Annotated in this window: 11 protein-coding genes and 1 other annotated feature; of the genes, 8 read left to right on the forward strand and 3 right to left on the reverse strand. The window is 51.1% G+C overall.

Annotation, left to right across the window (positions count from 1 at the left end; all coding sequences use genetic code 11):
* Positions 1-213 precede the first annotated feature (213 nt).
* A complete protein-coding gene (bglS, locus tag ACAN54_RS23000) occupies positions 214-936 on the reverse strand; it encodes a beta-glucanase (RefSeq protein WP_379161038.1) in 723 nt (240 codons plus the stop codon).
* Positions 937-1,133: 197 nt separating this feature from the next.
* Here bglS and ACAN54_RS23005 point away from each other — a divergent pair, with 197 nt between their 5' ends.
* On the forward strand, positions 1,134-2,201 hold the full coding sequence (locus ACAN54_RS23005) for an AI-2E family transporter (RefSeq protein WP_379161040.1): 1,068 nt from the start codon (positions 1,134-1,136) through the stop codon (positions 2,199-2,201).
* Positions 2,202-2,355: 154 nt separating this feature from the next.
* Positions 2,356-2,620: a binding site (T-box leader), on the forward strand.
* 479 nt (positions 2,621-3,099) lie between these two features.
* The gene (gene leuS, locus ACAN54_RS23010) at positions 3,100-5,553 is read left to right on the forward strand and encodes a leucine--tRNA ligase (RefSeq protein WP_379161042.1); all 2,454 of its coding nucleotides are present in this window, start codon (positions 3,100-3,102) and stop codon (positions 5,551-5,553) included.
* A 100-nt stretch (positions 5,554-5,653) separates the two neighbouring features.
* Here the strand turns inward: leuS and comER are convergent, their stop codons facing one another.
* A complete protein-coding gene (comER, locus tag ACAN54_RS23015; protein ID WP_379161044.1) occupies positions 5,654-6,502 on the reverse strand; it encodes a late competence protein ComER in 849 nt (282 codons plus the stop codon).
* Positions 6,503-6,667: 165 nt separating this feature from the next.
* Here comER and ACAN54_RS23020 point away from each other — a divergent pair, with 165 nt between their 5' ends.
* From ACAN54_RS23020 to ACAN54_RS23040, 5 genes are all read left to right on the forward strand, one after another.
* The gene (locus ACAN54_RS23020; RefSeq protein WP_379161046.1) at positions 6,668-7,351 is read left to right on the forward strand and encodes a ComEA family DNA-binding protein; all 684 of its coding nucleotides are present in this window, start codon (positions 6,668-6,670) and stop codon (positions 7,349-7,351) included.
* A gap of 82 nt (positions 7,352-7,433) precedes the next feature.
* Positions 7,434-7,952: a deoxycytidylate deaminase gene (locus ACAN54_RS23025; RefSeq protein WP_379161048.1), complete on the forward strand. Its 519-nt coding sequence runs from the start codon at positions 7,434-7,436 to the stop codon at positions 7,950-7,952.
* Positions 7,953-8,113: 161 nt separating this feature from the next.
* Positions 8,114-10,834 carry a ComEC/Rec2 family competence protein gene (locus ACAN54_RS23030; protein WP_379161050.1) on the forward strand — a complete coding sequence of 907 codons (2,721 nt, stop codon included), beginning with the start codon at positions 8,114-8,116 and terminating at the stop codon, positions 10,832-10,834.
* Complete coding sequence (locus ACAN54_RS23035; RefSeq protein ID WP_379161052.1) at positions 10,831-11,088, forward strand: hypothetical protein; 258 nt, start codon at positions 10,831-10,833, stop codon at positions 11,086-11,088. The genes ACAN54_RS23030 and ACAN54_RS23035 overlap by 4 nt, the downstream gene beginning before the upstream one ends.
* Before the next feature lie 140 nt (positions 11,089-11,228).
* Positions 11,229-12,254, forward strand: coding sequence for a LacI family DNA-binding transcriptional regulator (locus ACAN54_RS23040; RefSeq protein ID WP_379161054.1), 1,026 nt, complete (start codon positions 11,229-11,231; stop codon positions 12,252-12,254).
* A gap of 144 nt (positions 12,255-12,398) precedes the next feature.
* Here the strand turns inward: ACAN54_RS23040 and ACAN54_RS23045 are convergent, their stop codons facing one another.
* Positions 12,399-13,352 (reverse strand): sugar kinase, encoded by a 954-nt coding sequence (locus tag ACAN54_RS23045; protein WP_379161056.1) that lies wholly within the window; start codon positions 13,350-13,352, stop codon positions 12,399-12,401.
* Positions 13,353-13,694: 342 nt separating this feature from the next.
* On the opposite strand from ACAN54_RS23045, the gene ACAN54_RS23050 reads away from it, so the two are divergent.
* Positions 13,695-14,336 (forward strand): bifunctional 2-keto-4-hydroxyglutarate aldolase/2-keto-3-deoxy-6-phosphogluconate aldolase, encoded by a 642-nt coding sequence (locus ACAN54_RS23050; protein WP_379161058.1) that lies wholly within the window; start codon positions 13,695-13,697, stop codon positions 14,334-14,336.
* Positions 14,337-14,377: the final 41 nt, after the last annotated feature.

Here is a 14,377-nt window from a genome sequence, read left to right on the forward strand (position 1 = left end):
GCGACCGCTGCGGACAATTTGATTAACCTGCTGCGATTCAATACGGTTCCTCCTGTATTATTGTCTTGCTATTATCGTACTGAAAGCCGGCTCAAGCCGCCATACCAATGTGTCAATCCGAATAACAAATTCTGAAGATAAGGGATTTCCAATCGAAACAAAAGAACCCCGGCAGATGCGATCCGCGCAGCTGCCGGGGCAGAGCACCCGCTTTTAGTTGCTTGTATATTTTGACCAATCATAATAAGCGTACAGCGGATTGGCTCCGTTATAGGAGCCGAGCCAGGAATCGACACCTGTACCGTTCCACAGGTTCATCATAATTTTACCGGCATGGGAGGGAATATTGCTGGTTGCCGTATGCTTCAAGACGCCGTCCACATACCATTTAATATAGCCTGACTGCCAGTCGAAGGCGTACGTATGATAGCCTTGGGAAGCATCAAAACCCAGATCGACGATCTTTTCATGTCCGCCAGCGCCGTTAGTATAATAATTGAACTGAACTTTGGTGGTGTCTTTACCCAGAAATTCAATATCTATTTCATCCCAAGGAGTTCCGTCAGAAGGCCCGGTATAGGTGAAAAAGGAGGAGACAATTCCGCTGTTCTTAGCCGGCATCATGCTGACCTCATATTTTCCGTAGCCATACTTGTTAGTAGAACGGTATTCTGCCCCGTCAAATTTATTGTAACTTGAACTGGTGAGTGCAAGGCGAAGCTGTCCTCCGCTGGTAAACGAAATATTGTTAGCGCGCCAGGTGCAGTTAAACATACCGCCATTAGAATAGCCGTCGGCTTTTTGCCAGGTTGCGGAATTGAAGTAGGTTAGCGGTTCATAAAAGACAGTAGCCGCCGATACAGACGGAGCACCCGCCAGCAATCCGGCAAGCAGCAAAGTTAGACCTGCACCGCAAAATTTGCTCAACTTTTTCATATAAAAACATCCCTCCTCGAAATGAAAGCGTTTTACATGTAAATTGTAACCAATGCCGATTCAGGCCACCATACCAACTTCTGAAGCGGGATAACAAAAAAGCAATTTTTGTTGGGCAACAAGAGTATTTTGCCATCCTCACACACATACTGATATCGTATGCCTGTCTTTGGCTGAATACGATCAGGAGGGTTAACATGGAGCAATGGTCCCAAAGTAAATGGTTCCGCCGGATGATCGGAGTACTGCTTGCCTTGATCATATTATATTTCGTGTGGCTCCTCCGTCCGATGCTGATGGGAGTTTTCGTCTTTCTCAAGGCCATCCTTGCTCCATTTCTGGCAGCTATGATTATCTCATATGTGTTGAATCCCGTAGTGAGTATGCTCGCCGGGAGAAAAATGCCGCGCAGTGTTGCCGTACTGCTCATCTATGCCGTATTCCTGACCTCGCTCGCTGTCATTGCCATTAATCTGATTCCTATGTTCATCGAGCAGCTTGAAGAATTGAACGAGCATCTGCCGGAGATGACTCTGCATGCACAGGGGCTCATGCGTAATATGAATACCAGACTGATTCCTCCTGGTGTCGAGATGGGCATGAACAACTGGTTTTTTCAGCTGGAAAATCGTCTGGCGGCAGGGATCTCCCATTTTCTCGATAATATTGGTACTACCATTGGTCTACTATTCAATGCGTTTATCGTGCCTTTTCTGGTTTTCTACATTCTTAAGGATTTCGATGTATTTGAACGGACCGTTGTTGCTTGTCTGCCACGCTCGCGCCGCAAGTCCATGGTGAAGCTGCTTAAAGATATTGACGATGCGCTCGGTAATTATATCCGGGGCCAGTTTTTGGTCTGCCTGATTATAGGGGTACTGGCGTACATCGGTTATGCAATTATCGGCATGCCCTATGCACTGCTGTTTGCTTGTGTGGTGGCAGTGTTCAATATCGTTCCATACATGGGCCCGTTTCTCGGTGCAGCGCCCGCGATTGTTATGGCTTCGACCCTCTCGTTTCGCCTTGTGCTGCTCGTAGCAGTGGTTAACACCCTGTGCCAGATGCTGGAGAGCAACGTTATTTCGCCCCAAGTGGTGGGACGGCGGCTGCATCTGCACCCGCTGCTGATTATTTTTGCGCTGCTGGTGGGTGGTGAAGTCGCCGGAATGATTGGTCTGATCCTGGCGGTACCGGTTTTTGCAGCCGGTAAAGTAGTGATTCAGCATTTTCTCGCGTATTATATACGGCGTAAGCCGGTGTAGGAACCTGTAAGAACGAACGTGAGACAATTACGTAAAGTCGGGGAATGGTGCTGGGTTAAGGGCCGTCTGGCGCCGATTAGGGGAAATCATTGACTGTACCTGCTTCTTTTGTATATAATGTGGTGAATATTACTGATTAACCATCAGTAAGTATAGCAGTGCGATGAAGAGGATCATTAATTCGTGAGACCGTTATTGCAGAGAGCCGGCGCAGGGTGCGAGCCGGTTAACGGAGAAGAATGAACTCACCTCGGAGTAACGGCGTTAAGCCGCAGGAGCCGCAAGCTGAAGCTTGAAGCCCGCGTGTGAACCGTCGTCGATTCACCCCCGTTACAGGGTGTCAAAGTGAGTGGCAGGTAAAGCATATCCAGCCGCTAACTAGGGTGGTACCACGGGAATTCAAACCTCTCGTCCCTAGCGATAATACGCTAGGGATGGGAGGTTTTTTTGCGAATATAAGGATGTATAGGTTTCACGCTATAAATCATCCTTATATTTCTCGCTGAAACGGATACCGTCCTTAAAGGACGGCGAAGCCGTTTCCACTTGGGTATTGGGACCATGTTTAGCGGAACAGCGAATTCTGAGCGGATTCTTGGACTTTGCTGCCCGGCAGGCCAAACGGGTGGATTTATAAAAGTTACAGGGAAACGGAATGGAGAAAAATTTTGGAGCTGGAGCAACGTCAGTGGCCGCCTGAAAGCTTTCCGCAGGAAAGCTCACATCGGAAGCATACGCTATTCTCGGATTTCTACCTCGAAGCGCAGTTCAAATCAAGAAATCCGAGTATAACAGCGGGCGGAAGCCCAAAACTTTTTTGTAGTGGAGTTCATTCCCTAAAATTTTTTAAGCGCAGCAGCTTTAACTAGATAAGCAACACTCCAAGGAGGAGCATACAATGAGCGACAACAAAGCAGCAAATGCTACAGCCGCCACAGGCTACCGTGCCCAGGTCATTGAGCCGAAATGGCAGAAGTTCTGGGATGAGAACAAGACATTCAAGACCGTTGAAGAGGCAAACAAACCGAAATTCTACGCGCTGGATATGTTCCCGTATCCTTCAGGCGCAGGGCTGCACGTAGGCCACCCGGAAGGCTACACGGCGACAGACATTGTCTCCCGCTACAAACGGATGCGCGGCTACAATGTGCTGCACCCGATGGGCTGGGATGCCTTCGGACTTCCGGCTGAACAGTATGCGATGGATACCGGTCAACATCCCCGCGAGATCACAGTAAAGAACATTGATAATTTCCGCCGGCAGATCAAATCCCTGGGTTTCTCCTATGACTGGGACCGTGAGATCAGTACAACCGATCCCGAGTATTACAAATGGACACAGTGGATTTTCATCCAGCTGTACAACCGCGGTTTGGCCTATGTGGCAGAGGTATCGGTCAACTGGTGTGAAGCACTGGGGACGGTTCTGGCCAACGAAGAAGTCATCGACGGAAAAAGCGAGCGCGGAGGCCATCCAGTGGTCCGCAGACCGATGCGCCAGTGGATTCTGAAAATCACCGAATATGCTGAACGCCTGCTTGAGGATCTGGAAGAGCTGGACTGGGAAGAAAGCATCAAGGATATGCAGCGCAACTGGATTGGAAAGTCTACTGGAGCTGAAGTGATTTTTGCGATTGAAGGTCATGATGCCAGCCTGGAGGTGTTCACTACCCGTCCCGACACCTTGTTCGGTGCAAGCTATTGTGTGCTGGCTCCGGAGCATAAGCTGGTTGATCTCATTACGACAGAAGAACAGAAGGCGGCTGTAGCAGAATACCGCGAGAAGGCTTCGCGTAAGAGCGACCTGGAACGTACGGATCTGGCCAAGGAGAAATCCGGTGTCTTCACGGGTGCTTATGCTGTCAACCCGGTGAATGGTGCACAGGTGCCGATCTGGATCGCTGATTATGTGCTTGCCGGTTATGGTACGGGAGCGATTATGGCGGTGCCGGGACATGATACCCGCGACTGGGAATTCGCCAAGCAGTTTGGTCTGAAGATTATCGAAGTTGTGCAGGGCGGCAATGTCGAAGAAGAGGCTTACAGCGGGGACGGACCCCATGTGAATTCCGACTTCCTGAACGGTCTGGACAATAAAGAAGCCATTGCGAAGATGATCACCTGGCTCGAAGAAAAAGGCAGCGGCAAAGGCAAAGTAACCTACCGCCTGCGCGACTGGCTCTTCAGCCGTCAACGCTATTGGGGCGAACCGATTCCGATTCTGCACCTCGAAGACGGTACAATGAAGACGGTCCCTGTAGATCAGCTGCCGCTGCTGCTGCCGGAAGTAGATTCTATCCGCCCTTCAGGCACAGGAGAATCTCCGCTGGCCAATGTGACGGAGTGGGTCGAAACGATTGATCCGGAGACCGGCATGAAGGCACGCCGCGAGACCAATACCATGCCGCAATGGGCTGGCAGCTGCTGGTACTATCTGCGTTACATTGATCCGCGGAACGATCAGGAGCTGTGTTCAGCGGAGAAGCAGAAGCAATGGCTGCCCGTTGACCTGTACATCGGCGGTGCCGAGCATGCGGTACTCCATCTGCTGTACGCACGCTTCTGGCATAAGGTTCTGTACGACATCGGTGTGGTGGATACGAAGGAACCATTCCATAAGCTGGTGAATCAAGGCATGATTCTGGGCAATAACAATGAGAAGATGAGCAAGTCGCGCGGCAATGTTATTAACCCGGATGAAATTGTAGAAGCTTATGGCGCGGATACCCTGCGTGTCTATGAAATGTTCATGGGGCCGCTGGAAGCGACGAAACCATGGAATGAAAAAGGTGTGGAAGGTATCCACCGCTTCCTGTCCCGTGTATGGCGCCTGTTCGTGAATGAAGACGGCAGTCTCAGCACCAAAGTTACCGCAGACGGTGGCAGCGATGAGTTCAAACGGACCTGGCACAAGACAATCAAGAAGGTCACGGAGGACTTCGAACATCTGCGCTTCAATACGGCGATCAGCCAACTGATGATTTTCATTAACGATGCTTATAAACAGGAGACCTTGTCCACCGAAGCAGCAGAGCATTTCGTACAGATGCTGTCGCCGCTTGCTCCGCATATCGCAGAGGAACTGTGGCAGCTGCTGGGTCATGAAGGCAGCGTCAGCTATGTGGCTTGGCCGGCTTATGATGAAGCGCTGACTGTAGATGCCGAAGTAGAAATCGTTGTTCAGGTGAATGGTAAAATCGTACAGCGCGCACTGATCCCGCAGGATATGGGTCAGGAAGATATGCAGAACCATGCGCTGTCCCTTCCAAATGTGAAGGCAGCCGTCGAGGGTAAAGCGGTACGCAAGATCATCGCGGTTCCCGGCAAGCTGGTTAATATAGTAGTGGGTTAAGCGAAGAACGCAATTCTGCCCGCAGCAACGGAGTCATCCGTGCTGCGGGCTTTGTTGTTTGAAGCATCCGAATACCAGTTTCCTGCCCTGAGGAGGAACTCTAGTGGTCGAGCGGACCTTGAACGATGTCGCCCTGACCGAATAATGTGTCCAGCTTTTCGACATCTTCATTATATTTATCATGTGTTGTGAGGATCAGCTGCTCAAAAACCCCTTCCAGACTGGTCCGCAAATGGTTCAGAGCTTCCGCTGTAATGCCGCCGCGCACGGCGACCCGCTCCTGCAGCTCCTGTGGAGTGAAATTGCCTTCGGTCAGCAGTCTGCCTGTACCCAGCAGCATTTCGCCAGCGAGCCGGCCCAGCAGGATTTCATCTATGCCTGTGGTTTTAACAGCTGCTTCAATCCACCGCTCAATGAAATAGCTGATGAACGCAGGACCGCAGCTGGAGAAGTCAGAGGCGATCCTTGTATGCTTTTCCTGGATTTCCAGTGGAACCCCTATGAAAGACAGCAGTTCAAGCAGTATGAGCCGATCTTTTTTATTTAGCCTGCTGCCGAATATGCAAAGCGAAGTTCCGCTTTTGGCACAGTGGGTAATGCTGGGGATGACTTTGGCTATTTTGGACGGAAGTGCGGATTCCAGATGGTATAGCATCACTGGACTGGTGATGGATACAACCATCTGTTCGCTCCGTAAGGAAGAAGAGATCTCATCTGTCAGGGATTTGAATTCCAGCGGTTTGACACAGAGGAAGACGATATCGCTTCCGGCTGCAGTCTCCCTGTTGCTGCCGATGATAATGCCCGGATGGCGATTTTGAAGCTGCAGAAGACTGTTCGGACTGCGGTTGCTGGCCAGCACATCACATGGCTCAAGCGCACCCGAAGACAGGAAGGCGTCAATAAGCAGACTGCCCATGCTGCCCGTTCCGATAAATCCCACCTTCATCTAGGGTACCCTCCTTTCTGTATGGCTATGGCCTTGCAGGAATACTCTTCGTTAAATGTATGCACTGGAGTCTTGGACAAATGACAGGTTTCAACTGCATTTAATAAATATACGCTAGGATTGTTTTCACACCCTAAATCACACGTTTCAGAGGAGGAGAGGGATATGAATAAAAAAGGTATAGCATCTATATTCGCAGCCGCACTGCTTGGCAGTGGATTGGTATGGGCAGCGGACCGGGAAAAGAATCATGGAATCGCCGGCTGGGAGACGCTGAACGCCAGTATGGCGCAGTCGTTGGGTGCAGCGGATGAGCCGGGTTCGGCAGTGACGGGCAGGGTCAAAGGTACGGAGGTTAGCAAAGATATAAAGGTTGAACAGAAAAAGGGCGGGAAAGCGGATGCCTCAGTACTAGGAGAAGCGGCAGGTGGGGCGGGGGTAGGAGGAAATTCGGCAACCGGGGGCGATGTGGCAGAATCTACTGTCACCGCAGGAGCGGGAGCTTCCGGTACAACTGAAATTGGAAGCAACCCGACAACCTTCGGGATCAGCGGAACCAGCACATCAGCGAGCGGCGCAGCAGTGACAGCAGCAGACGAAGCAAATTTCTCAGGAAGCACAGCGACTTCGCCGGCCACAGGGCAGTCTTCCACGCAAGGCACCATTAACGTTAACACAGCGGATGCTGCTGCCCTAATGAATCTGCCTGGCATCGGGGAGAAGAAAGCACAGGCGATTATAGAATACCGCAGCAGCAAGGGGGCTTTTCATAGCTTGACGGATCTGGGCGGGGTGAAGGGGATTGGGCCAAAAATGCTGGAAAAGCTGAAGCCACTGGTAGGCTTTTAAGTCTTATCTGTTGTCCTAGTGAAAAAACGCCGCAATATGCTACAATAATGAACAACTATTAAAGAGAAAGTGGAGATTGCTGATGACGGTAGCCTACCGCAAAAATTGGGATACTTACTTCATGGATATTGCCTGTATGGTCTCCACACGCTCACGTTGCTCCCGGAGACATGTCGGGGCAGTGCTGGTGCAGGGCAAGAAGCTGCTCGGCACGGCGTATAATGGCGCCCCGATGGGTGTGCCGGATTGTTCTGAAGCAGGCTGTATGGTCTCAGAGCAATATGAACGCGAAGTGGTTGACGGTGTGGAGAAGATGGTGATGAAGCAGCGCTGCATCCGCACTATTCATGCCGAGCAGAACCTGCTGTTGTTCACGGACCGGAGCGACCGGGAGGGCAGCACTGTCTATGTAACGGATGAACCCTGCTGGACCTGCGCTAATATGCTGGCCAACAGTGGAATTGTGGAGATTGTCTATCTGCGTCCTTACCGTAAAGATATGGAGAAAGTGGAGGCCATGCTGGGCTCCAAGGGCATCATCTTCCGGCAACTGGAGAATTATGAGCCGCCCAAGGAAACGATGATCACCGTATCGGAATAGCCGTCAATCGGCGTTTGACCAAAATAAGGATAAGCATCAGGGGAGGAACCTCTGTACACGCGGTTTTTGCGTATGCAGGGGTTCTTTTTGCTGTATCCATAGAGTTGCGGTCGGCTTCCCGGCTAGGAGAAATACAAGTACAAATACGAGGAGGAATATGGATGAAAAAAAGGCCGCTGTTAAGCTTCACGGTGTGCTGGGTTACTGGCAGCGCGGCGGGCAACCTGTTCTCCGGATATGAGCTGCTTATGTACATAGCCGGTTGCCTGCTGCTGCTTGCAATCTGTGCGGCCGGTTGGAGGAGCGGCTGGAAAACCGCAGTTATTCTGGGGCTATCGCTAGTTGCGGCTGCCTTCTACTGGGAGTGGAACGAAGGGAGAAATGTAAGCCTGCTCCCTGGGGCAATGGAACAATCTGTGGAAGAGCTGAATGAATCCTATGTAAGCGCAGAAGGGTTAATCGTCTCCCCCGTGGAGCGGGATGGGGACCGCGTGAGCTTTACTCTGAGGCTGTCACGGATGGGACTTGGCGGAACCGGCATGGAGTCGGCAGCATTAGCTGTAAGTTCGGAAGAGAAAAAACCGGGAGATGTCGGGAATAAGGAAGAAAAACTGGAACAAGGAGAAGGTGCTGCAGGCGAACGGATCGCTGTGCAAATCAAGCTTCAGGCTGAGCCGGAAATCGCCGTGGCTGCAGGATGGAAGAGAGGGGACAAAGTGGCCGTTCAGGGGGAATTGGAGCAGCCGGGGGAGGCACGGAACTTCGGCGGCTTTGATTACCGCGTGTATTTGCGGACGCAGAAAATCCATTGGCTGCTCAAGGGGGAAGGTACGGCGAGTGTACATGCTGTACCTCCTGATTCCTGGCATCCTGCCAGCATTCTGCGCTGGAGCGATGCGTTACGCACTGCCCTTGGAGCAGAAATGGACCGCCTTTTTCAGGAGCCGCATGCGGGATATATGAAAGGCCTGGTCCTTGGCATCCAGGATGATTTGGATGAAGACACTTTCAAGCAATTCTCGCAGCTGGGGCTGACGCATATTCTGGCGATCTCCGGGATGCATGTCGCGGTGTATGTTGGCGTGATCCTATTCATACTTAGACGCTGCCGCCTGACCAGGGAAACAGCCCTCACTCTCACTATACTAGTTGTGCCTGTGTATGTGCTGTTGTCAGGGGCCGGGCCATCGATTGTCCGGGCTGGAATCATGAGTATGATCGCCCTGCTCGCTGCCCGGTTCAGCATGCTGAAGGACGGGTTGAATATTCTCGCGGCTTCAGCGCTGATCATGCTGGTCTGGAATCCGTATTTGCTGCTGAGCGTAAGCTTTCAGCTTTCTTTTCTCGTGACAGCAGGACTAATGATCTATGTTCCTCTGGTGAACCCGCTGCTCCGAAGGCTGCCCCGCTGGCTGGGAGGTGCCGTCTCGGTTACGCTGATTGCACAGCTGGTGTCTTTTCCGCTGACCATCTATTACTTCAACCAGTTTTCACTGCTCTCCTTCGCTGCTAATTTGGTGTTTGTCCCTTTTATAACATTCTTGGTGCTGCCGCTGGGAACACTTGCACTGCTGCTTGGCGGGATATGGGGCGCGGCTGCCGGTGTAACCGCGTATGTTGCGGAACTGCTGAATGATGCTACGTTTCGTGCAGTGGAGTGGACAAATGGATGGTCCGGGGGTGTAACGATCTGGAGTTCGCCTTCGTTGCTGTGGATAGGGATGTATTATAGTCTCCTCTATGGTGTGCTCTACACTATGCGTCTGCGTACGGAAGTATTTCTGGCCCCACAGGTTATGGAGGACGAGACGAAGCCGCTGGCTGAGATGGACCGGCCGGCTGATGACACAGGGAGAAGACCTGCAGGGATATGGAGCGGAGCCGGGAATAGCGCGCGGCCACTGCACTTTCAGGTACAAGGTTCCTTGCTCTCTAGTGGAAGGGTTGTCTTAATCGGTATAGCTGTAATGGTTCTGCTGCTGTATAGGGGCTATCATTCAGAGCACCTGAACGGTGCCGGGCGGGTCAGCTTTCTCGATGTTGGACAAGGTGACAGCATTCTGATCACCACTCCGGGTGGCGCTCATATTCTGGTGGATGGCGGGGGCACCGTCAGCTTTGGCAAAAAGGAAGCATGGCGCCTCCGGCGCAGCCCGTTTGAGGTCGGAGCCAAAACACTGCTGCCGCTTCTGAAGCAGCGGGGTATTCACCAGCTGGACGCCATCATTCTGACTCATGGCGATCAGGATCATGCCGGAGGACTCCAGGCGGTATTGGAGGGTCTACCCGTCTCGGCGCTGCTGTTCAATGGAACGCTCGCCAAGGGGGAGTCTTACAGTAAGCTGATGAATACAGCGCTTGCGGCGGGTGTTCGGCTGTACCCGGTGCAGCAGGGGCAGGTGCTTGCTCCGGATAACAGGACGGAGCTGATGTTCCTTTGGCCATCCCCGCATAAGGCGGGGGTGGCTCTGCTCCCGGAGGTGGAGGAACAGAATCACGAATCTGAGGCTTTTCGGCTGCAGATGAACGGCCGGAGCTTTCTTTTTACAGGGGATATGGATAAGGCTGCGGAGGATGCGATTCTGCAGGACGGCAAAGAAGCTGGGATTGGAAACGGCGGGCCGATAGATGTTCTGAAGGTGGCTCATCACGGCAGCAAAACCGCAAGCAGCGCAGCCTGGCTGAAGTTCTGGAATCCCGGCGCAGCTGTCATATCCGCAGGAGTCAATAATCTTTATGGACATCCGAATGATGACGTGTTGCAGCGTCTGTCTGACAGCAGCACAGCTATATACCGCACCGATCTGCAGGGTGAGATCCAGATGGAGATCCGGCCGGAGGGGATCACAGTGCGCCATAAGCTGAAGACTGAGATTCCATGAGCTCCATTGCAACCGTGAAGTCACAGGTGCTCATAGGAACCATTACCACGGAGAAGAAAGAACGGCCTGCTAAGAATCATTATGGCTCAATTGCGATAGATACCAATGAGGACTATTTCGTGGCCCATTATGAAGTTAAAGGGGAGCAGCGTACGGTAGAGATCACTGAAGCAACAGGTAAGCAGTGGTATTATGATTGGGTGTATGAGGAATACGGCCAGAAGATCGAGCCGTCTGCAATTCCTAATCAATAGTAGAGGAACAACTTTTGATAATGATTACTAGATAATTTACTAAAAAAAAGCTATACTTTCTGAGTAAGTTAGAAAGTATGGCTTTTTATATATATGACTTTATAGGATAAGTGTTTTCTATATAGAGTGGAGCGGAATAGATGAAGAAGCTGACGATTGAAGATGTTGCCCAGAAGGCGGGAGTATCCAAGAGTACGGTCTCGCAATTTCTGAATAAACGGTTTAAGTATATGAGTGAAGCGACCAAAAACCGCATTGCCGATGTAATCGAGGAGCTGAATTATCAGCCCAATGGCCTCGCACGCAGCCTGAAGCAGAACCGTACACATATGGTTGGCATTATTGTGGCGAATATCGATTATTCGCTGTCGATCCAGTGCATCCGTGCGATCGAGAATGAGCTGCAGCGACATGGCATTCAGGTGATTATTTGCAACAGCGATGAGAATGCAGATAAAGAAAACACGCATGTAGAAGCGCTTGTTGCCCGCCAGGTGGACGGATTGATTATTTTTCCGACCGGAGATCAGCCCGCTCCCTATACCCGGCTGATCGAAGCGGAGTACCCGCTTGTATTCATGGACCGGCTGGTAGAAGGGATCACGACCCAGAGCCTGCTGCTCGACAACGAAATGGCCGTCAAAACAGCCATCAAAGAGCTGATCGGGAAGGGGCATGAGAAAATTGCCATCTTGTCGCTCCCGCTTGGTGAGCATGCGATCACCCCCCGTAAAGAGCGGATGAGCGGCTACAGAAAAGCTATGGAAGAAGCTGGGCTCAAGATGAATGATGAATACGTGCGCAGTGTGCCAAGAGAGGCCATCGCTTCCGCGCTGGATGAACTGTTAAGCCTGCCGCACCCGCCGACGGCGCTGCTTGCAGCCAACGATCTGGTGCTGGGGGAAATCCTGAAATATGCGAACCGTCATTCCATCGCAATTCCTAGCCAATTATCGGTGATTGGGATTGATGACGCCGAATTTGCCCGGATCTACAATCCGGCCATCACCACCATCCGGCAGCCTGCCTACGAGATGGGAATGCAAGCCGCCAAAATCATGCTTTCTCTGATTGAGGATCAAGGAGACGCCATGCCGATCACGTACAGGTTCCCTCCAGCGCTGCAGCTGGGACAATCGGTCCAGCCTCCACAATCAACGAAGTAAAACGTTTTGTTCATTAAGCTTTGGCTTCGTCTAGCAAAAAGCCCTCCACCGTCTGGCAAAGACGGTGGAGGGCTTTAATAGTATGAGCTGTTCATCGGAGTGGGTATGCATGGAGAGTGTAGTACACCTCTGACAACAGCCTGCTTACACGCCTGCCTTCATAAACTTTTCCAGCCCGTCGCGGGTAGGCAGTCCGTCCATGTCTCCAGGCGACATTACAGCGAGTGCGCCGATCGCGTTGCCACGTTTTACGGCTTCGGCTACGGTCAGCTTTTCCAGCATAGCGCTGATTACACCGACTGCGAAGCCGTCTCCGGCGCCTACAGTATCAACAACCGTTTCTACCTTGAAGCCGTCGACATAACCTTCTTCACCGGCAACTGTTCTGTAATAAGCACCTTCAGGTCCGAGCTTAATGACCACCAGCGACACACCGCGCTCCAGGTAATAGCCGGCGATTTCTTCTGGAGTCTCAAGGCCCGTAAGGGTTTTGCCTTCGCTGAGGCCTGGCAGGAACCAGTCGCATCGTGTTGCCAGATCGTTAATGGTGTTCACCATCGTGTCTTTGTCCGGCCAGAGGGTAGGGCGCAGATTCGGGTCGAGGGACACCGTTTTTCCACTCTTCTTCATAAATTCCATGGCATGCAGGGAAAATTCATGGCAGGTCTTCGATAATGCCGAAGAGATGCTGGTAACATGCAAATGCCCGGCGGAAGCGAAATAAGACTCATTAAAGTCTGTGAGGCTCAGCTTGGAGGCTGCGGAATTTTTACGGAAGTATTCAACCTTGGGATCTCCGGTCAGCACCTTGGATTTGATCAGCATGCCGGTTGGAAATTCTTTGGTGTACGTGATGCTGGCGGTGTCAATCTGCTCTTTGTTCAGCGCACCGACTATAAATTGACCGAAGTTGTCCTCGCCAAGCTTCGTTACATAACCGGTTTTGTGCTCAAGACGTGATAATCCGGTAGCCACATTGCTCTCAGCACCGGCTAATGCTTTGGAAAAAGAAGTAACCTCGTGCAGCGGGCCCACCTCATTGGCATAAAACATAGCCATCGGCTCTCCGAATGTAACTGCATCCAGCTGTTTGCTCATGAATAGTTCCTCCTCGGGGCAAGCTCACAACCCCTGTATAAATGATTTGTAATTTGAAATTATCATATAAATCGGTTTTCTACAATAAGACTCCCCTCATTCCATAGAAAATATTTAACGCTTTTATATGGGGGAGATTAAAAAAACCTTGTTATATAAGGGTATTTTTAATTATTCAGAAGATTTTACGTTCTGTTCACATAAAAATATATTGACGGCAGAAGACATTGTTATTACTATTTTCTTATAAGGTTTTAGCTTATGGTTAGTAAATTAGATAAAATAGTTTATCTAAATTAATATTCTTAATTCCAAGGATTGAACCAAGAAAGGGAGTTTATGATGAAGAAGATAAAAGTATTGCAGAACATCACATCCGTTGGCGTAGTAGCTGTTATCCGTGCCGACAATGCCGACGATGCTTTTAAAATGTCCGCAGCCTGTATCGAAGGTGGACTGAATAACATTGAAGTTACCTTTACAACTCCGGATGCCGACGTAGCGATCAAACGCCTGGTAGCCGAATATGGAAGCCGTGCCGTCATCGGTGCTGGTACGGTGCTTGATCCGCTTACGGCAAGAATCGCTATTCTGGCAGGTTCTGAATTTGTAGTGAGTCCTTCTTTTGAAGAAGAAACCGCCAAAATGTGTAATCTCTACGGAATCCCTTATATGCCAGGCTGCATGACTCTCAATGAAATGAAAGAAGCGCTGAAGCTAGGCGTAGATGTATTGAAGCTGTTCCCTGGCAGCGCCTTCGGACCGGATTATGTCAAAGCCGTCAAAGGACCCATGCCGCATGTCAACATTATGCCTACCGGTGGTGTAGACCTGAATAACATGGAGAAATGGATTTCGAACGGCTGCATCGCTGTAGGCATCGGCGGTAACCTGACTGCTCCGGCCAAGGAAGGCCGCTACGACCAGATCACTGAGCTTGCCGCCAAGTATGTGGCGAAGTTCAAGGAAATTAAGGGCGCGTAAATTCCCACCCAGATATAACAACGTTATAACGCTTTATTTTC

This window comes from Paenibacillus diazotrophicus (genome assembly GCF_042610465.1).